18 protein-coding genes, 1 tRNA gene and 1 pseudogene are annotated in these 17,566 nt (G+C 61.2%); 12 read left to right on the top strand and 8 right to left on the bottom strand.

Annotated features, from left to right (window positions below; genetic code table 11):
* The first annotated feature begins 52 nt into the window (after positions 1-52).
* Together GGD61_RS19630 and GGD61_RS19625 are read left to right on the top strand one after the other, a co-directional pair.
* Positions 53-841 (top strand): carboxylesterase, encoded by a 789-nt coding sequence (locus GGD61_RS19630; protein WP_092251403.1) that lies wholly within the window; start codon positions 53-55, stop codon positions 839-841.
* Positions 842-869: 28 nt separating this feature from the next.
* Positions 870-1,337, top strand: a complete 468-nt coding sequence (locus tag GGD61_RS19625) for a nuclear transport factor 2 family protein (protein ID WP_092251404.1) — start codon at positions 870-872, stop codon at positions 1,335-1,337.
* Positions 1,338-1,439: 102 nt separating this feature from the next.
* Here the strand turns inward: GGD61_RS19625 and GGD61_RS19620 are convergent, their stop codons facing one another.
* The 3 genes from GGD61_RS19620 to GGD61_RS19610 all read right to left on the bottom strand — a co-directional run bounded on the left by GGD61_RS19620 (position 1,440) and on the right by GGD61_RS19610 (position 4,254).
* The gene (locus tag GGD61_RS19620; protein WP_092251405.1) at positions 1,440-2,237 is read right to left on the bottom strand and encodes an acyl-CoA thioesterase domain-containing protein; all 798 of its coding nucleotides are present in this window, start codon (positions 2,235-2,237) and stop codon (positions 1,440-1,442) included.
* Between the two features lie 200 nt (positions 2,238-2,437).
* Entirely contained in the window at positions 2,438-3,613 is a 1,176-nt protein-coding gene (gene queG / locus GGD61_RS19615) for a tRNA epoxyqueuosine(34) reductase QueG (RefSeq protein WP_092251406.1), read from the bottom strand.
* Positions 3,562-4,254 (bottom strand): glutathione S-transferase family protein, encoded by a 693-nt coding sequence (locus GGD61_RS19610; protein WP_092251407.1) that lies wholly within the window; start codon positions 4,252-4,254, stop codon positions 3,562-3,564. Before GGD61_RS19610 ends, queG begins: the two co-directional genes overlap by 52 nt.
* A 169-nt stretch (positions 4,255-4,423) precedes the next feature.
* Between GGD61_RS19610 and GGD61_RS19605 the strand changes: the two genes are divergently transcribed.
* From GGD61_RS19605 to GGD61_RS19595, 3 genes are all read left to right on the top strand, one after another.
* Positions 4,424-5,230 carry an undecaprenyl-diphosphate phosphatase gene (locus tag GGD61_RS19605; protein ID WP_092251408.1) on the top strand — a complete coding sequence of 269 codons (807 nt, stop codon included), beginning with the start codon at positions 4,424-4,426 and terminating at the stop codon, positions 5,228-5,230.
* Positions 5,231-5,416: 186 nt separating this feature from the next.
* Positions 5,417-6,742: an FAD-binding oxidoreductase gene (locus tag GGD61_RS19600; protein ID WP_092251409.1), complete on the top strand. Its 1,326-nt coding sequence runs from the start codon at positions 5,417-5,419 to the stop codon at positions 6,740-6,742.
* 3 nt (positions 6,743-6,745) lie between these two features.
* A complete protein-coding gene (locus GGD61_RS19595; protein ID WP_092251410.1) occupies positions 6,746-7,486 on the top strand; it encodes an SDR family oxidoreductase in 741 nt (246 codons plus the stop codon).
* 153 nt (positions 7,487-7,639) lie between these two features.
* Here GGD61_RS19595 and GGD61_RS19590 read toward each other — a convergent pair whose 3' ends face one another.
* Positions 7,640-8,605 (bottom strand): complex I NDUFA9 subunit family protein, encoded by a 966-nt coding sequence (locus tag GGD61_RS19590; RefSeq protein ID WP_092251411.1) that lies wholly within the window; start codon positions 8,603-8,605, stop codon positions 7,640-7,642.
* A gap of 151 nt (positions 8,606-8,756) precedes the next feature.
* On the opposite strand from GGD61_RS19590, the gene GGD61_RS19585 reads away from it, so the two are divergent.
* The 3 genes and pseudogenes from GGD61_RS19585 (at position 8,757) to GGD61_RS19580 (ending at position 10,590) form a co-directional block, all read left to right on the top strand.
* Positions 8,757-8,843, top strand: a tRNA-Leu gene (locus GGD61_RS19585).
* A 112-nt stretch (positions 8,844-8,955) separates the two neighbouring features.
* Positions 8,956-9,183: pseudogene (locus tag GGD61_RS41435) on the top strand (DUF6538 domain-containing protein); the annotation flags it as partial.
* A gap of 111 nt (positions 9,184-9,294) precedes the next feature.
* Complete coding sequence (locus tag GGD61_RS19580) at positions 9,295-10,590, top strand: tyrosine-type recombinase/integrase (protein WP_246785963.1); 1,296 nt, start codon at positions 9,295-9,297, stop codon at positions 10,588-10,590.
* 71 nt (positions 10,591-10,661) lie between these two features.
* On the opposite strand, the gene GGD61_RS19575 is transcribed toward GGD61_RS19580, so the two are convergent.
* A complete protein-coding gene (locus GGD61_RS19575; RefSeq protein WP_183231027.1) occupies positions 10,662-11,549 on the bottom strand; it encodes a hypothetical protein in 888 nt (295 codons plus the stop codon).
* A gap of 159 nt (positions 11,550-11,708) precedes the next feature.
* Here GGD61_RS19575 and GGD61_RS19570 point away from each other — a divergent pair, with 159 nt between their 5' ends.
* Complete coding sequence (locus tag GGD61_RS19570) at positions 11,709-12,377, top strand: hypothetical protein (RefSeq protein WP_183231026.1); 669 nt, start codon at positions 11,709-11,711, stop codon at positions 12,375-12,377.
* Positions 12,378-12,405: 28 nt separating this feature from the next.
* Here the strand turns inward: GGD61_RS19570 and GGD61_RS19565 are convergent, their stop codons facing one another.
* Complete coding sequence (locus GGD61_RS19565; protein ID WP_183231025.1) at positions 12,406-12,834, bottom strand: hypothetical protein; 429 nt, start codon at positions 12,832-12,834, stop codon at positions 12,406-12,408.
* A gap of 114 nt (positions 12,835-12,948) precedes the next feature.
* Between GGD61_RS19565 and GGD61_RS19560 the strand changes: the two genes are divergently transcribed.
* The gene (locus GGD61_RS19560; protein WP_183231024.1) at positions 12,949-13,185 is read left to right on the top strand and encodes a helix-turn-helix domain-containing protein; all 237 of its coding nucleotides are present in this window, start codon (positions 12,949-12,951) and stop codon (positions 13,183-13,185) included.
* Positions 13,186-13,297: 112 nt separating this feature from the next.
* Here GGD61_RS19560 and GGD61_RS19555 read toward each other — a convergent pair whose 3' ends face one another.
* Both GGD61_RS19555 and GGD61_RS19550 read right to left on the bottom strand, forming a co-directional pair.
* Positions 13,298-13,999, bottom strand: coding sequence for a hypothetical protein (locus GGD61_RS19555; protein WP_183231023.1), 702 nt, complete (start codon positions 13,997-13,999; stop codon positions 13,298-13,300).
* Positions 14,000-14,616: 617 nt separating this feature from the next.
* Entirely contained in the window at positions 14,617-15,255 is a 639-nt protein-coding gene (locus tag GGD61_RS19550) for a recombinase family protein (protein WP_183231022.1), read from the bottom strand.
* Positions 15,256-15,620: 365 nt separating this feature from the next.
* Here GGD61_RS19550 and GGD61_RS19545 point away from each other — a divergent pair, with 365 nt between their 5' ends.
* Positions 15,621-16,106 carry a hypothetical protein gene (locus tag GGD61_RS19545; RefSeq protein WP_183231021.1) on the top strand — a complete coding sequence of 162 codons (486 nt, stop codon included), beginning with the start codon at positions 15,621-15,623 and terminating at the stop codon, positions 16,104-16,106.
* 5 nt (positions 16,107-16,111) lie between these two features.
* On the top strand, positions 16,112-17,557 hold the full coding sequence (locus tag GGD61_RS19540; protein WP_183231020.1) for an HD domain-containing protein: 1,446 nt from the start codon (positions 16,112-16,114) through the stop codon (positions 17,555-17,557).
* Positions 17,558-17,566 lie beyond the last annotated feature (9 nt).

The raw sequence follows: 17,566 nt of genomic DNA, 5'->3' as shown, positions 1-17,566 counted from the left end.
GCTGCGGAAGACGACCCGACAGTTCAAACCGCGCAGCCAGGTTAAACGTTCCATGAGCCATGCAATTCCCGATGCCGTACTCGATACCATCGACGTGGGTGAGGGCCCGTCAGCACGCAGGATCGCGGTGCGCAGCCGGCGCGGGCAGGGGCCCGGGCTGGTCTGGCTCGGCGGATTCAAATCGGACATGCAGGGCAGCAAGGCCCTGGCACTGGACGCCTGGGCCCGAGACCACGGCCGCGCCATGGTCCGGTTCGACTATTCCGGTCACGGCGAATCCGGCGGCGATTTCGCCGATGGAACCATCGGACGCTGGCTGGAGGAGTGCGTGGCGGTGTTCGAACGGTTCTGCGACGGCCCGCAGGTCCTGATCGGCTCCTCCATGGGCGGCTGGATGGCGTTGCTGCTCGCGCGCGAGATCAGGAAGCGATCCAGCAAGGGATCGCTGGCAGGCCTCGTGCTGATCGCGCCGGCGCCGGACTTCACCGAAGAGCTGATGTGGAAGAATTTTTCGCCAGCGGTGAAGCAGGAGATCGAGACCAAGGGTCTCTGGCTGCGGCCATCCGAATATGGCGACGGCTCGCCCTATCCGATCACGCGGAACCTGATCGAGGAAGGCCGCAATCATCTCGTGCTCGGCAGCGCCATCGATCTCGGCTGCCCGGTCCGCATCCTGCAAGGTGCGAAGGATCCTGATGTCCCCTGGCAGCACGCTTTTGCGCTGACGCATCGCCTGCCGGCCGACGACGTCGTGCTGACCATGATCCAGGACGGCGATCACCGCCTCTCGCGCCCGCAAGACATCGCGCGCATTCTTGCCGCGGTGGCTGAGATCGGGTGAAGTGCCTTCTTCCTTCAGGAGGCAATCAATGACCACCACCGCCATGCTGCGCGCCTTCTGCGATGCTGTCGAGCAGCGCAACGGCAAAGCGTTCGCCGAGCTGTTCACCGAGGACGGCGTCTATCACGACGTGTTCTACGGCGCCTTCGCAGGCCGCGAGAAGATCGCCGAGCTGATCGACGACTGGTTCTATCGCACGGCGACCGATTTCCGCTGGGACATGCACGATCCCGTCACCGACGGCACCACGCTCTATGCGCGCTACACCTTCAGCTATCGCTCGATCTTGCCGGAAGCTGGCGGTGCGCGGGCGATGTTCGAGGGCGTTGCGATCATGACGCTGAACGGCGGCAAGATCGTGAGCTATCACGAGGTCGCCAATACCGCGCCGGCATTCATCGACCTGAAGTTCGCACCCGAGCGGATTGCCAAGATCGTCGCCAAGCAGGGCGCGGCGCTGAAGGCGCGGCCGGAGATGCAGCGGCATCTCGCCTAGTCGTCATTCCGGGGCGCGCGGAGCGCGAACCCGGAATCTCGAGCTTGCTGCGCGAGATTCCGGGTTCAGCCCTGCGGGCTGCCCCGGAATGACGGCAAGCTCCTATCGCTTCGAAGGATTGGCCATCGGCTTGCGCTGCGCTAGCGCGGCCACCGTCGCGGTGCCGATCGGACCCTGTTCGTCATAAAGCCAGCATTCGCCGATCGCGACGCCGTCGGTGGCGTGATGGTTCACCACCTCGAAGCCGATCCAGTTCGTCACCGGCAGGCGGTGCAGATAGATCGTCACGTCGCTGTTGATGTAGCCGAGCCCGTTGTCGCCGGCGTTGGCAAAGGGGCTGGCGAAATCGGCGCCGGTGGCAACGTGGACGAACGGCGTCATCGGCACGCCAGCGACGAGCTCGCGCACCTCGCTCATCCAGAGTTTTCGCGGACCGAGCGAGCCCATATGACCGACAATGGGGCGCGTCGTCCATTTGCCGTTCATGCCGAGCCTGGGATCGGTGGGTTTTGGAATGTCGGCCGGCTTCGGCACGTCCCAGTTCGGCGGCGACCAGACATTGCCATCAGGATTTTGCGTCTTGCGCAGCAGCTGGCACGAGGCCCGCGCCATGCTGACGCCGCCGGAGACGAATTCCGCTTCGACCACGCGGATGCGCAGGCCGTCACGCACGAGGCGCGTCGTTACCTCGATCGGCTTGTCGATGGTCGGCAGCCGAAACATGTCGACGGTGAGCCGCGCCGGCACCAATTCGGGACCCGAATGGCGCTCCTCGATGGCGAAGCCGAGCAGCCCGACGACGACGCGCCCGTGCAGCGATTTCGGATCCCACGGACCGTTGGCGGCTTCCGTCGGATGGAATGTATCGCTGTTGCGGGTGAAGAAAGGCAAGTTTGTCATGCGCGCGAGATTGAAGAAACGCGCGGGGAAATCAAGGGTGGTGGTGCCGTCGTGAGAGTCAGGCCGCGCAAGCTATCGCCACAACAACAGGTGTCATCGCCCGCGAAGGCGGGCGATCCAGTACTCCGAGACCGCGGTGATTGAGTCGAGAAGCCGCGGCGTACTGGATTCCCCGCCTTCGCGGGGAATGACACCGAGGATTAGGCGACGGTCTGCCACTCCTCGCGCACGCTGTCGTCGCGTTCGTGATCTAATGCAGCGACCTTCATTGCCTCAAACTCTTCCCGTCCTAGCAACTGCCCCAGCGCCCACACCGCAGCGCCACGCACCAGCGGGCTCGCATCCTCCAGCAACCGTCGCGCTTCCTCGGCCAGCGCCGCCTCGCCCGAGTTACCAATCGCAATCAGCACATTCCGCAAGAACCTATCGCGACCAATCCGCTTCACCGGCGACTTCGTGAACAGCGCGCGGAACGCGGCGTCGTCGAGGCGTGCCAGCTCGGCGAGTCCAGGCGCGCGCAATTCGCTGCGCGCGGCGAGCTTGGCTTCGCGCCCCTCCCGCGCGAACTTGTTCCAGGGACACGCAGCGAGGCAATCGTCGCAACCATAGATGCGGTTGCCGACGGCTTTGCGAAACTCGTGCGGGATCGGTCCCTTGTTCTCGATGGTGAGATAGGAAATGCAGCGCCGCGCATCGAGCTTGTACGGCGCGGGAAACGCCGCCGTCGGGCAGATGTCGAGACAGGCCTGGCACGAGCCGCAATGATCGATCTCGGCGGCGTCGCGCGGCAGCTCCAGCGTGGTGTAGATCGCGCCGAGGAACAGCCACGAGCCGAATTCGCGCGAGACGAGGTTGGTGTGCTTGCCCTGCCAGCCGAGACCCGCGGTCTGCGCCAGCGGCTTCTCCATCACCGCGGCGGTGTCGACGAACACCTTCACGTCTGACGGCGCGGTCGCGACCAGCCAGCGCGCCAGCGCCTTCAGCCGCTTCTTGATGAGATCGTGATAGTCGTCGCCCTGCGCATAAACCGAGATCGCCGCGCGCGCGCGCTGCTCGAGAATCGCGAGCGGATCCTGGTCCGGGCCGTAATTGACCCCGAGCATGATCACCGAGCGCACGTCAGCCCACAGCCCGCGCGGATCGACACGACGCTCCGGCTGCGCTGCGAGCCAGTCCATGTCGCCATGACCGCCGGAGGCAATGAATTCCAGAAAGTATTTGCCGGCGCTCTCGATCGTGCCTGGCATCGTGATGCCGATGCAGTCGAAGCCGAGCGCGCGCGCCTCGCGCGTGAGCGCCGCCTTCAGTTCAGTCGGATCGGAGTTCAGAAATCCAGGTCCACGTAGGTCCGCGACGCCGGCACGCCGGCCAGCCATTCGCTCAGCAGCGGACGGAACGACGGGCGGGATTTCACCCGCGCGTACCACGCCTTTGCTGCGTCGTCCTCGCTCCATGGCACGTCGCCCAGATAGTCGATCGCCGAGAGATGCGCCGCGGCGGCGAGATCCGCGTAAGTGAGCCGGTCGCCGGCGAGGAAATTACGGGTCTGCGCCAGCCAGCCGATATAGGCCAGATGATAGCGCACATTGGCCTTGGCGGCGCGCATTACGTCGGCCGAGGGCGGCCCGCCGCCGTTCTCCTCGCTCATGAAGCGCTTGTAGATGCGCTCGGTGACGAGAGGATGCGAGACCTCCTCGAAAAATTTTTCGTTGAACCAGGCCATCAGCCGGCGAACCTCGACGCGCTCGCCGATGGATTCCGGCATCAGGCGCTTGGGTCCCATCTCGGCGCCATAGGTCTCGTCGACATATTCGGCGATGATCGCAGCGCCCGGGATCGGCGGCTGCTCGTCGTCCACCATCACAGGCGTCGTGCCTGCCGCATTGAGCAACAGAAACGCCTCGCGCCGCTCCCAGCTGCGCTCCTCGACCAGCTTGAGGTCGAGCCCGTATTCGCCCGCGATCAGGCGGATGAAACGCGAATGCGGACAGAACGGATGATGAAACAGCGTAAACATGAAGCCTTTGACTATTTGATGGTGCTTAAGATTCCATCAATGTTTGTGCGGCGCCACACTAGTCCTTCAAAACCGCGAGGCAAGGGCGTGATTTCGCATTTTGCGATTGCGGCATGGGGACGAATAGGCGAGAAGGGCCCCGCTTTTCCAGCCGAAATGGACCGTAAATATGTCAGACGCAATACGGGCAGTGATCCTCGGCATCATCGAGGGTGTGACCGAGTTCCTTCCCGTATCCTCGACCGGCCATTTGCTGCTCGCGGAACGCTTCTTCCATCTCGGCGAAGGCGCCTTCTGGGATTCGTTTACGGTTTTGATCCAGCTGGGTGCGATCCTCGCGATCGTCGGGCTGTACTTCAAGAAGCTCTGGGATGTCGTGATCGGCTTCTTCACGGGCGACACCTATTCGCGCCGCTTCGTGCTCGGCGTGCTGGTCGCGTTCCTGCCCGCTGTGATCGTCGGCCTCGTCGCCGGCAAATACATCAAGAGCGTGCTGTTCAATCCCTGGGTCGTGTGCTTCACGCTGATCGTCGGCGGCGCCATCCTGCTCTGGGTCGACAAGCTCGATCTCAAGCCGCGCGAGCATGACGCCACGAGGTTTCCGCTGCTGATGTATCTCTATATCGGCATCGCGCAGTGCGTGGCGATGATCCCGGGCGTGTCGCGTTCCGGCGCCAGCATCGTAGCCGCGATGTTCCTCGGCGCCGACAAGCGCGCGGCGGCGGAGTTCTCATTCTTCCTCGCCATCCCCACCATGATCGGTGCGTTCGCCTACGACTTCTACAAGAGCCGCTCCGAGATGACGATGGACCATATGGGCATCGTCGCGATCGGCTTCGTGGTGTCGTTCATCACCGCGATCATCGTGGTCAAGTCGTTCCTGGAATATGTCACCCGCCACGGCTTCGTGGTGTTCGCCTGGTGGCGCGTCATCGTCGGCACGCTCGGCCTGATCGCGCTGGCGCTGGGGCGGTAGGTGTAGGCCTGTAGCCCGGATGAAGCGCAGCGTAATCCGGGGCCAGCGTTCCTTGTGGCAGGATCCCCGGATTGCGCTGCGCTCCATCCGGGCTACGACTCCACCAGGCCTTCAACGCAAAATAAGCTTTTGATCGGTAGTCAGTTCCAACGCCGGGCGGCGCGCGCCCGGCACAGGAGCTGAGCCATGACCCTCGTCAGCGGCTGGGGCCGTTTCCCGGTCGTCGATAGCGACGTGCTGCGCCCGCGCTCGTTCGCGGCGGTCGGCGAGGCTGTCTCGGCCGGCACCGTCGCGCGCGGCAATGGCCGCGCCTATGGCGATGCCGCGATCGGCGCCGTCAGGACCGTCACGATGACCGGCTTCGACCGGGTCAGGTCGTTCGATCCGGCAACCGGGCGCATCCGCCTGGAAGCCGGGGTTCTCCTGTCGGACCTGATCGACACCTTTGGCCCGCGCGGCTTCCTGCCCTTCGTCGTGCCCGGCACCCGCTTCGTCTCGATCGGCGGCGCCATTGCCGCCGACGTCCACGGCAAGAACCATCATTGCGAGGGCGGCTTCGGCCGCTATGTCGACAGCCTCCTGCTGCGCACCGGGCAGGGCGAGGTCATCGAGGCCTCGCGCGAACAGAACTCCGACGCCTTCTTCGCGAGCGTCGGCGGCATGGGCCTGACCGGCATCATCCTCGAAGCGACGATGCGGCTGCGCCGGGTCGAGACCGGGTGGATCCGCGAGCGGGTGATCTCCGCGTCCGATCTCGATGCCGCGATGCGCGCGCTCGAGGCGGGGGATGCCGCGACCTATTCGGTGGCCTGGATCGATTGCGCGGCACGCGGGCGCGATCTCGGCCGTTCGCTGATCTATCTCGGCGAGCACGCGGGCAGGGGCGAACTGGCGGAAGGCGTCGATGCATTTCCGGTCGGCAAGGAGTCTCGCCTCAGCGTGCCGGTCGACCTGCCGTCGATGGCGCTGAACCGCACCAGCGTCCGCGCCTTCAACGAGCTTTACTATCGCATGGGCGCGCGGCGCGCCGGCGGCAGCCACGTGGTCTCGCTCTATCCGTATTTCTTTCCGCTCGACAGCGTCGGTGAGTGGAATCGCATCTATGGCAAGCGCGGCTTCCTGCAGCATCAATGCGTGATCCCGCAAGCCGGCGCGCGCGCCGTGCTCGGCGATATCCTCGATCGCGTCGCACGGCGCGGCGATGCCTCCTTCCTCGCCGTGCTCAAGAAGCTCGGACAGGGCGACGGCATCCTGTCGTTCCCGCTGCCCGGCTACACGCTCGCGCTGGATTTCCCGGTGAAGGGCGACATCCTGAATTTCCTCGACGAGATCGATCGGCTCGTCGTCGCCGCCGGCGGCCGGCTGTATCTGGCGAAAGACGCACGCCAGTCGCGTGCGACCTTCGCGGCGGGCTATCCTGCCGTGCCGCGTTTCAACGCGATCCGCAAATCGCTCGATCCCGCCGGCAACATCCGCTCGAAACTTTCACAGCGTCTGTTTGATGAGGTCTAGGCCGTGACGTCACGCAAATCTGTATTGGTGCTCGGCGGCTCCTCCGACATCGGCCGCGCCGCCGCGCGTGCCTTTGCCAAAGCCGGCTACGATGCCGGCCTCGCAGGCCGCGACGTCGCCGCGCTGGAGCCTGACGCGGCCGATCTGCGCGCGCGTTACAATGTCGACGTCGGTCTCTACAAGTTCGACGTGCTCGACACCGCCACGTTCGAAAGCTTTGTGAACGGCCTGCCGGCATTGCCCGACGTCGTCATCTCGATCGTCGGCCTGCTCGGTATGCAGCAAAATGCCGAGAGCGATCTCGCCCACGCCACCGCGATCATGCGCTCGAACTACGAGGGCCCGTCGCTGATCCTCGGCCTGTTCGCCGAAAAATTCTTGGGCCGCGGCAGCGGCACGCTTGTCGGCGTGTCCTCCGTCGCCGGCGACCGCGGCCGTGCCTCGAACTATGTCTATGGCTCGGCCAAGGCTGGCTTCTCCGCCTTCCTGTCGGGCCTGCGCGCCCGCGCCAGCCGTGGCGGCGTGCATGTCGTCACGGTCAAGCCTGGCTTCGTCCGCACCAAGATGACTGATGGCATGAAGCTGATCGGCCCGCTCACCGTCGAAGCGCCGGTCGTCGGCGATGCCATTCTCCGGGCGGTCGAGAACAAGACCGACGTCGTCTATGTCAGCGGCAAATGGCGCCTCGTGATGCTGATCATTAAGACGCTGCCGGAAGCGGTATTCAAGAAGCTGAAGTTCTAAGTCGCCGGCCGCGCCGGTGGTGCACTCCCTCTCCCGCTTGCGGGGCTGGGGAGGGGGTAGCTCCGCGGGCGAGAACCCCCAAGAGGAGAAAGCCCTCACCCGGATTGCTTCGCAATCCGACCTCTCCCGCAAGCGGGAGAGGTGACACCACCCTCACACGCTCATACGCTGGAACTGACCGGCGGCGCGGAAGCGCCAGAGATATTGCGGGGCGATCGCTTCCAGCGAATCCGGCGTAATGCCGAGCCCTTCAAGCGTGAGCCCGGCGGCCTTGGCCGCGTCCGACACCACATTGTCGCGCTCGAGCATCGTGACCTGGTCCGGCGTCAGCTTGAAGGCGCCCGGCGCGAATTGCAGGAAGTTCGCCTGGAAGCGGGCGAGGCCGAACGGCAGCGGGATCAGCGCCGGCTTGCGCGCGGTGATCTCGAGGATGGCCTCGATGATCTCGCGCATGGTCAGCACTTCCGGCCCGCCGAGCTCGTAGGTCGCGCCCGCCTTGGCCTTGCCGTCGACGGCGTCCGCGATCGCGGTGGCGACGTCGCCAACATAGACCGGCTGCATCCTGGTCTCGCCGCCGATCAGCGGCAGCACCGGCGACATCCGGGCCAGCGCGGCAAAACGGTTGGTGAACTGGTCCTCGGGGCCGAACATCAGGGAGGGGCGGAAGATCGTCGCCGACGGCACCGCTGCCCTCACCGCGGCTTCGCCGGCCGCCTTGGCCTTGGCATATCGCGAGGGCGATTCGGCATCGGCCCCGATCGCCGAGACATGCACCAGGCTGGCGCCGGCCGCGGCCGCCGCCTTGGCGACGGTTTCGGCGCCCTTGGCCTGGACCGCGTCAAAGGTCTGCGCGCCGCTCTCGGTCAGGACGCCTACGAGGTTGATGACGACGTGCGAATCACGCAGCGCCGCCTCGACCGAGGCCGGATAGCGTAAATTCGCCTGCACGGTATGGACCTGCCCGACCTTGCCGGAGGGCTGGAGGTATCCGGCGAGTTCCGGCCGCCGCACCGCGACCCGGACCCGGTAATCCCGCTTGCACAGCGCGCGGACGACATTCCGGCCCAAAAACCCCGATCCGCCGAAAACCGTGACGAGCGTGTCCAGATTCGATGCCATGGGAGCCGTTCCTGCGGAAAAGAGTGCGTCTTGTCAGGCTTGTATCGGGCCGGTTTGCGATGCGCAATCGGCATCCCCAAACCCGGGTCACGCATGAATTGACAACGGCGTCACCGAACCGTAGTAACCGCCTCCGTGCCCCAAACGGCATGCCCAGGTGGTGGAATTGGTAGACGCGCTGGCTTCAGGTGCCAGTGGCTTAACGGCCGTGAAGGTTCGAGTCCTTTCCTGGGCACCATGCTTTTCTGGACAGCAAGCTATTCCAGATAGTTAAAGCCCATCAGAGTGTTGCGCCGGCCCCGACTGTGTAACAATGGGGCGTAACATTGCTGTATAGGGTTGTTCGGCCAATGCGCCGGGTTGGGTCTCGCTCTCTGCTATTCGTGCAGCGCATTCCGCGCGATGTCAGGTCACAGATTATCGGCAAGACGCTCGCGATCCCACTCGGAGATAGCTTCGCCTTTGTAACGCCCAGCGAGAGGGCTCAGGCGGTTCGTTTCTCGCTCGGCACCGCAGACCCCAGCGAAGCAAAGAGGCGTCACGCGGCTGCTGCGGCGTTCCTAGAGTCCGTTTGGGACGCATGCCGCACCGACGTTCCAATGCGTCTTTCGCATCGGCAGGCGACGGCCCTTGCCGGCGACCTTTATCGCATTTGGGCAGATAGCGAGAGCCGCGCCCGGAGCGTCGCCATGGTGCACACGCCCGGAGTCGGCTGGGCGCCAGACACCGATAGTCAGGACGAGCAGGAAGCCCATTGGGCGGCCGTCGTGGCGATGTGGGAGAAGGTTGGCAAGGACGGCGACCATCAGCAATTGGAGAAGCCGCTTGGCCCCATCGTGGACCGCCTCTTGCTGACCAGAGGCATCCGCCGCGCGGACAGCGAAACGCGCGCCATGTTGCTCGTCGCGTTTTGGATGGCGTTGCGAGACGCCTTCGTGAGCCGTCAGCGTAATGCCGGAGGGGACTATGCGCCGGACCCCAAGGCGGCCCGCTTTCCGGATTGGCAGGCGCCTGAAGGTGCGCCGAAGGAGAACCTAAAGCGGGGAGCCTCTAAGAATTCCCTCACCGGGCTAGTCGAGGATTGGTGGAAGGAAGCCAAGCGGGCCGGCCGCAAGCAGAGCACCTATGAAAGCTATCGCAACTCGATGGCGCGTCTCGTGACATTCCTCAAGCACGACACGGCGAGCCGGGTGACGCCGGAGGACATCGTTCGCTTCAAGGACTATCGCGTGCAGAGCGGGGTGAGTCCCAAGACCGTGAAGGATAGCGACCTCGCGGGGATGAAGACGGTGTTCGGTTGGGCGGTGGTCAATCGTCGTCTGCCGAGCAATCCGGCCGAGGGGATCACCATCAAGGTCGGAAAATCGCGAAAGCTCCGGTCCAAGGGCTTCTACGATTCGGAGGCTATCGCCATCCTGAAGCATGCCCGCGAGTTCGTGCCCGGTCGGGAAGCCCCGAAGCTTGCAGCGGCCAAGCGGTGGGTGCCATGGCTATGTGCCTTCACGGGGGCCCGTGTGGGTGAAATGATCCAGATTCGCAAGGAGGATCTCCGGCGCGAAGGCAAGCTCTGGGTGCTGCATGTCACGCCTGAGGCGGGGCCCGTGAAGACGGATGAAGCGCGTGATGTCGTGCTGCATCGGCAAATTGTTGAAGAAGGCTTCTTGCGGTTCTTTGAGAAGTCGAAGGGAGGCTATCTGTTCATTGACCCCAAGGCTGGTGAGTTAGGGGTCCGCAATGCGGTGAAGACGGTGCGCAACAAGGTCAATGAGTTCGTCCGTGAGGTGGTGATGGACAAGAATGTTGATCCTAGCCACGGCTGGCGCCATCGCTTCAAGACCGTTGGCATCGATCAGGGTGTTGAGATGCGCGTGCTGGATGCCATCCAGGGACATGCGCCGCGCAATGTCTCGGAGGGTTACGGAGACGTGACCATCAAGGCGAAGGCCAACGCCGTCGCAAAGTTTCCGGATATCGAGGTCGGATGAGCGCCCATGCAGACATATGCGACGCTGAATAAACTCCCGGTCATGGAGAGAGCTTACAGAAGCCACCTGAACTACGATGATTCTTGATCGCCCTGCTCGCCGGACTTTCCCTGCTTCTCCTTGATCCGCCTAAGCTTGTATCGATAGTAAGCTAACCGCGCATCCTGCCATAGCAGGAACGGAGTCCCAATAGCTGTGGGAAAAACCCAGAGGATATACACCAGCATCTGTGCGAGGATCACCCGTCCAATCGCTTCATTGAAGGGAATGCCACGAGCGTAGCTGTCGATCAGCGCAAACGATCCAATTGAGGGAATAGAAACGCCGGTGGCTGCGCTCCATACTCCGGGATAGTCCCGCCCGATAAGGCGGTACAGTACCATCGTCCAAAGCGTCACCTGAAGGACTGTAATGCCAAACAGGGCCGGCGATGCGAGATTGATCCTCCCGTCAGGCAGGATCGAGTGTGTATGAAAAACAAGGTCGAGACCCGATAGCAGCGTTGGCTGCTGCAACAGAACGATGTGAGCGAGAGGGATCGCGAAGGCAATTCCAAGGATTATTCTCGTCGCAATCAAGTAAGTGATCGCACCCACGCGAACCGCCTTATGTTGCGCTGGCGTGAAGCCAAGAAGCGTCTTCTTTTTTCCCAAGGCTCGATAAACACACCGTCGCAGCATATCCCTTTCGAGCGTGATGAACTGCAACATCATGACTGCAGCCATACCGATCGTGGCGAAATACATCAGGACAACCACGCAATAGATTAAGCCCTGGAGCTTCGCGACGCTATTGATAGAAAACGAAATGCCGGCATAGGACACCTTGTCGAGTTGCACTTCGATAGCGCCGGCTGCAATGCCCAGCACCCAAACAAGGTAAATCCTCCGAACTTGCTTATCGAAAAACTCGCTCGCAGCCTTACGCGCGTCAGCATCCAAACGTGGTTTTACGGCCATAGCCCCTTCCCCCAATAGAGCCGAATATGGGCGAGCCAAATTCATAAAGTGCTGTGCTCGCATCGTACCGCCTTCCAGCGTGGCAATCCGAACGCTCCTATTGAACCACAAGTTGAAATCAGTGCAAATTGCCATGGGGATGAAACTGGGGATTCGGGGATGCACGGGGACTGGGTAGCCGCAACAGCAAGCGTAATCGCGGCCATCATTGGCGTAGTCGGGGGCTACTTTTTGGCCCGCTACCAGCGCGAGCGGCGCCACCTGCGCATCGTTACTATGGAGACCGAGGACCTATCTGCCACCCTCCGGCAGCATGGGGACTTTGAGTTCACCTTTAACCGTTACACCACGAGCGAGCTGATTCTCTCTACGCTATCCGTACGAAACATGGGCAACCGCTCGCTGAGCGATGTGCTCTTCAGCGTAAAGCTTCCAGGCCGCCACCCGTTCGCCAAGGCCAGCTGCTTTAGCGACGACAAGGCGCTTGCCTCCGAGGTAGCAATTGTCCGCGTAGCCCCCGACGAGGATTCTCCAGAGTTCTTCGTCAAACTGCCCTACTTCAATGTGCGGGAACGGTTCCACCTGAAGATTCTGTACAACGGCGGCGTTTCGAACCTTGAGATCGCATGCCGTCTGCCGGACACGGAGGTTGAGATATCGACAGCCGCAGAGCAGTACCAAAAGATGGATCGACGCAATCGATGGAAAACGGCGATTACGATTTTATTGGCGGCGCTCTCCTCGCTCGCATTTGCCTGGATTTCGGTCGAGCTTGGCTCGCAAAAATTGCAGTCGAGATACGAGGAAAAGGCGACCACCGCCAAATAGCAATTGTACGAGCCGCCCTAGGACGAGCCTAGCGCCTGTTGGCATATTCGGTTGCCGCCGCTTTACAAGCCTCGATCCTTGAGCAGGCCAGCAAGGCGCCATCGCGCAGGGCATTCTCATACGAATTGTCATTGTGATTCGCGTGAAGATAGGCCCCAAGCAAGGCCGCAGCGACCAAGATCACGACGTAACGGGCCCGCTCCAAAATCAGCCGCGCCTTAGGGTCCTTCTCAATGCGAGTGACCGTCGCCAAGAAGATGGCCGGTGTGCTCACGAGGAGGATGGCAACTTGGATGCTGCCCGACTCGATATCCAGCCGGTTGAGAACTTGATGTTCGAGCCAGAGGCAAAGCGCGATGAATCCCCAGACTGTCGCCCAGTAGCTTGCTAAGTCGAAGATGACCTTAATGGGGTCGTCGTCGTGCGACTTAGCGGCGGTGCTTCCGGTCACGGTCATTCCTGAATACCTCATGGCGTGAGGCGATTGTAGACGATAGTCATCACGACTCAATGAAAAAATGGGACTCATAGTCCGTAGACCAATAGTCATCAAGACGGCCTGCTTCCCGCGATGGAAGACGAGACAGGCATCATTGACGTGTTGGCTGCGGCTGTACGGAGAGCCCGCAAAGGGCTGGGCCTGTCCCAAGAGGATCTAGCCTTAGAGGCCGGCTTAGACCGCACCTATGTCAGTCAGGTTGAGCGCGGGACCCGCAACTGCACCATTATCGTTCTGGCCCGCTTGGCGCGTGCTCTGAAGACTACCCCGGACCGACTCCTGGTCCCCCATAAGAAGACCCGGGGGTAGTCGCAATCTTGGCCGGAGCGAGTGCTACGTAACACTGAGCACTGACCCCCGGGCCTTATGGTGAACCTCAGTTGGGCCGATCTGCATGCGCAGTCCCCGCCTCATTGCCCCTTCAGGAGGAGCGCTTTAGGGGGCGTCGGTCGAGGAGAGCCAATGCCTGGGCTATTCGGCGCCGTAGCTCCTCGGGTGTCACCTTAAAGTCGATCCTATCGGCGTTCTGGCGAAGCAGCCGACATGCGAGGTCAATGGCGTAGTCCCGGTCCAAGTAGGGCGACTTGGTTGGCTTGCCTGACTGCGTAAGGTCGGAGCTTGATGGATGCACCTCGCGGTCGGGTATGTCTGCCCTCCGCAGGTAGTAGTGATTATCCCCGCTAGGGGTCTGATAGCCAGCTTGGGTATCCGCGATCAGACGGAGCAACGGCACTTTGTAGTCCTGCCCATCGATACACCACCGGAGATGCGGGTAATCCCTCCGGCCGGGCTGATCCATCTTCTTGCGGTTCAGCCCGACTGAGCCTCCTGGGAGGAGTAGCAGGCGCAGGGCGACGACGGTCTCCGGGTCAACATACCGGGGGCTACGGAGGACGCCTTCGGGGCCAGTGTCTTTCACCTGAATCCCTAGCTCGGGTGTAAGCGCCAAGACAGAGCCCTGCGGTATTCCGACCCAAAGTAGGGAAAGGTCAGGCTCGGGCTTTGATGGGTTCTCCCGGTGGGATTGCGCTTGGTCGAGATAGGTGCACAGCGCCTCATATCCCTCCTTCGACATGGGCGGATAGACAGGCATGCGGGTTCGGTCTGACGGGGGCTTCGCCATTGTGGTTCTCCTTTGGCTGATTTTGGGTGGCTTGGTGACCCCTAAGGGGGCCGTAGAGGGTGTTTTCGAGAAGTGCACGACAGAGGTGGTGCCGCACGGGACCCCTGAGGCTTCCAAATGCTCCCGGGCTCTATAGAGGCGTACTCACAGGCCTTTGCGATTGCTTAGGAATTTAGCCTCGCAATTCCGCCTAAGAGACCCTGGCGCCCGATACCCTCCGGTCTATAGAGGGAATATCGCAGCTTATTGAAAGCACTGAGGAATTCCCCGAGTCTCGCTCGGCGTTACCGGTTGCCCCAGGGCTGCTGTGTTAAATGCTCCGGGTCAATAGAGAGCGACCCAGAGGGCACTGAATTTGCTGAGATATTTCGGTTCCGATTGCCGTTCTGAAGTACTGGGGGGTGTCACCCGCTTGGCGCAAGCATGGTGGTCGAAGCTTCGGTAATACCCTGGGGGAGGTCTTCCATAGTGGCGTGTAATCAACCCCATGGAATTGTTGCGCTTTTTCGCCCCGATCTTCAATTTTTTGGCGGCTTAAAGTTGTGTATACTCGCATCCGCAACGAGAGATCCCGGGCGCGATGTCAAATGCAGCGGCAGCCGGGGACGAGCATGCCCTCAACCTTGCCACCGCAGGAGTGCACTCGCCGCCATCGCCCGGTCATCTCGGATCCGGTAGATCGTTTGCCGACTCAGGCCCGTTGCGTTGGCGATTTCCCCGATCCCGGCTGAAAGCTCCAACATTTCGCAGACGGTTGAGAACTGCTCCTTGCTGAAGCTGGGCTTTCGGCCGCGGTACTTGCCCCCGCGATCTGTTGACCGAGCCAGAGCAATTCCACTGCGCTGCGCCTCCTTCAAGGCTTCAGCATTCGCCTGAGCGGTGGCCGCCATAAAGGCAATAAGCGCGTCTCTGACGGCTTGCTGCATCGGGTCCTTTGTCGCCCCATCGAAGGTAAGTCCGTTAATGACCGTGCGAATGACAACGCCTTGCCGCATAAACTGCCGGATAGTGTCGCATACATCACCGTAGTTGCGGCCAAGCCGATCAACCCAGCGCACCACCAGCGTGTCACCACTACGGAGAATGTCGAACAGGCGCTTTCCCTCAGGCCTTTCGGCGAGGCGCGTGCTGATGCCCGAAACCCCATGATCGGCCACCACCCGGTCAATCTTAAAGCCGGCAGCCTCAGCGTGCTGACGCTGGTGCTCGATTGTTTGGTCAGCGGATGAAACACGGGCATAGAAAATCACGGCCATCGGGGTCTGCCTCCTGTTGTCCGATAGGATGGTGTCCGTTGAATATCATGTCCGTTGATTCAAAACAAGTCTAGCGGACGCCTTCCGGGCGGCCTTCCGGATGTCTGATAGGGTATACCTTAGCGGACACTAGACGGTGCCGGACCCTGCCGGCGGCGAAGTCCGATAATCACAATTCGAAACTAGGAGGCGCCAAGCTGGGACGGTTCGCAGGGACAGGGTACGGGGGGAAGTCGCCCAGTTGTCCCCACGAAGTCACCTCTTACGTTAGCTACCCAAAAGCGCATTTGACGCCGGGCTTAACTATACGTTAGAACGAATCATGAATCAGAAGGCGGCTATTCGCTGCCAGAAGGACTCCCACTATGGACGGCAGACTTCTTGTCCTTCAGCGTTTCATTGAGGCGCTTGGAGAGCCTGCTGATATCAGCAGCATTGACAGTCGTAAGCGTTTCCAAAAGGCGGTCTACCTAGGCCAACTGACTGGTGTCGATCTCGGGTATCGCTACAGCTGGTATGTGCGGGGGCCGTACTCAACAGCGTTGACTAAGGACTACTACGCTCTCGCTGCTGCTCAGCAGTCGGGAGAAGTAGCGCCAGCAGATAAATTCCTGAAGCCTGAGATTGTAGGCAAGCTGCAATCAATCAGGAATCTTTTCGCAACTCCCTTCGGTGTGAACCTTGACGCATCGTCTTGGTATGAGCTCCTAGCGTCCTGGCATTACCTGCTCAAGGTTAGCCGGATGACACCTCAGGATGCTCGCCAGACGATGGAGCGATCCAAGCCAAATCTAGTCCCGTACATTGCGCAAGCCGAGGCAGTGCTGAGAGACCAGCACCTCATCGACTGAATGATATGGATACGTTCCATTTCAGCCGCATAACTGATCCGGTCCACGGCACCTTTGGGATCAGTGAACTAGAATCGGACATCTTATCGACGCCCGTCTTCCAGCGACTCCATAATGTAAAACAGCTCGGCCTCGCCCACTTAGTTTATCCAGGGGCCGGCTACTCTAGGTTCGCTCACTCGGTCGGTGCCTGCCATGTGGCGGGGCGCATGGTCAGGGCAATCGCACATAACTGTGCGCACCAGCTAGACGAACATCAGATACAGTTATATCGGCTCGCTGCCCTGTTGCATGATATCGGCCACTATCCGTTCTCACATGCGATGGAGCACGTACTTCAAGATCACTACAAAGCGGCGCAGTTTCTGAGCGATGATTCGTTCGGTCCTCAGACGAGCGCGATCTCGGAAGACCCGCCAGCATTCGACCATGAAACCCTAGGCCGGAAAATCATCGAAGTTGATGAGCAAATTGGTCAAGTCCTCCAGCGGCACAGCTTTACCAGGGAGGAGATAAAGGCCGTCTTTAGTCGTGAAACGCCCGGGGTGCTGTCAAACCTCGTCAGCTCCGATCTAGACTGCGATCGGTTAGACTACCTAATGAGAACCGCTCATGGGGCGGGAATTCCCTATGGCGGGGTAGATGCCGAGTATCTAACAACCCAGTTGTGCATCGATTCTGAGGGGCATCTATGTCTCACGAAGAAGGCACTGCGGGCGGCGGACCATTTCTTGGTATCGCGCTATTATGATTATACCCAAGTTGCTTACCACAAGACCGTCGTTGGCCTTGAGCAAGTATTGCGGGACGTGATTTCGGGGTTGGTGTCGAGAGGCCTTGATTGTTCCAGCGCAGCGATGCGTCGCAGGATCAGTGATGGCTCAATCAGCGCCTTCGACGATCAGGCGATTGTTAGCGAGATGCGCAATTGCTTGAACGACCTGGGCGATCAAGACAGAATCCTGAGCAGAAAGCTGAAATCCGTTCTTCGCCGGGAGGCGCCGAAGCTCATCGCCTCTTCTGAGAGGATCGCGCCGCGCTCGGAGGAACACGCTTATCTAAACAACGTCGATCAGCTAAAGAAGAGCGTTGCTCAGTGGGCACAGCACTTTTCGATTGACCCGCGTCTTTGGCATTTGTGGAAAGCCAAACTTAACTTGACCAAAATCGGTTCGACGGTTTCGACGGGCAGCACGATTGACGACGAATTCGAAGAAGAACGTCAGCAGGTTGTCAGAATCCTGACGACCGACCCAGAAGATCCAGCGAGCAAGAGCAAGCCACTGATTGAGCACGACTTCGCATTGATGAAGCAGCTATCCGACGTCCGCCTGTATTCAATGCGATTGTACGTGCATTTGCCCGAGGACTGCGCCAACCCAGCGCAGCTACGGCAGGAGATAACCAGCAAGATCAAGTCAGACCTACAGTTCTTCCCCTTCTCCGATTAGGCGGCCTTG

Origin of the sequence: Bradyrhizobium sp. SBR1B, from assembly GCF_014198205.1 — a bacterium.
Lineage (GTDB): Bacteria > Pseudomonadota > Alphaproteobacteria > Rhizobiales > Xanthobacteraceae > Bradyrhizobium.
This window is presented reverse-complemented; position numbering and strand designations above follow the sequence as displayed.

Excerpts from the sequence above, each read along its gene's own strand:
- GGD61_RS19560 (WP_183231024.1), top strand. The coding sequence starts at position 12,949 with ATGGAAGACGAGACAGGCATCATTGACGTGTTGGCTGCGGCTGTACGG.
- GGD61_RS19630 (WP_092251403.1), top strand. The coding sequence starts at position 53 with ATGAGCCATGCAATTCCCGATGCCGTACTCGATACCATCGACGTGGGT.
- GGD61_RS19620 (WP_092251405.1), bottom strand. The coding sequence starts at position 2,237 with ATGACAAACTTGCCTTTCTTCACCCGCAACAGCGATACATTCCATCCG.
- GGD61_RS19580 (WP_246785963.1), top strand. The coding sequence starts at position 9,295 with ATGGTGCACACGCCCGGAGTCGGCTGGGCGCCAGACACCGATAGTCAG.
- GGD61_RS19555 (WP_183231023.1), bottom strand. The coding sequence starts at position 13,999 with ATGGCGAAGCCCCCGTCAGACCGAACCCGCATGCCTGTCTATCCGCCC.
- GGD61_RS19545 (WP_183231021.1), top strand. The coding sequence starts at position 15,621 with ATGGACGGCAGACTTCTTGTCCTTCAGCGTTTCATTGAGGCGCTTGGA.
- GGD61_RS19590 (WP_092251411.1), bottom strand. The coding sequence starts at position 8,605 with ATGGCATCGAATCTGGACACGCTCGTCACGGTTTTCGGCGGATCGGGG.
- GGD61_RS19575 (WP_183231027.1), bottom strand. The coding sequence starts at position 11,549 with ATGGCCGTAAAACCACGTTTGGATGCTGACGCGCGTAAGGCTGCGAGC.
- GGD61_RS19550 (WP_183231022.1), bottom strand. The coding sequence starts at position 15,255 with ATGGCCGTGATTTTCTATGCCCGTGTTTCATCCGCTGACCAAACAATC.
- GGD61_RS19570 (WP_183231026.1), top strand. The coding sequence starts at position 11,709 with ATGCACGGGGACTGGGTAGCCGCAACAGCAAGCGTAATCGCGGCCATC.
- GGD61_RS19605 (WP_092251408.1), top strand. The coding sequence starts at position 4,424 with ATGTCAGACGCAATACGGGCAGTGATCCTCGGCATCATCGAGGGTGTG.
- GGD61_RS19625 (WP_092251404.1), top strand. The coding sequence starts at position 870 with ATGACCACCACCGCCATGCTGCGCGCCTTCTGCGATGCTGTCGAGCAG.
- queG (WP_092251406.1), bottom strand. The coding sequence starts at position 3,613 with ATGGCTGGCCGGCGTGCCGGCGTCGCGGACCTACGTGGACCTGGATTT.
- GGD61_RS19540 (WP_183231020.1), top strand. The coding sequence starts at position 16,112 with ATGGATACGTTCCATTTCAGCCGCATAACTGATCCGGTCCACGGCACC.
- GGD61_RS19565 (WP_183231025.1), bottom strand. The coding sequence starts at position 12,834 with ATGACCGTGACCGGAAGCACCGCCGCTAAGTCGCACGACGACGACCCC.
- GGD61_RS19610 (WP_092251407.1), bottom strand. The coding sequence starts at position 4,254 with ATGTTTACGCTGTTTCATCATCCGTTCTGTCCGCATTCGCGTTTCATC.
- GGD61_RS19600 (WP_092251409.1), top strand. The coding sequence starts at position 5,417 with ATGACCCTCGTCAGCGGCTGGGGCCGTTTCCCGGTCGTCGATAGCGAC.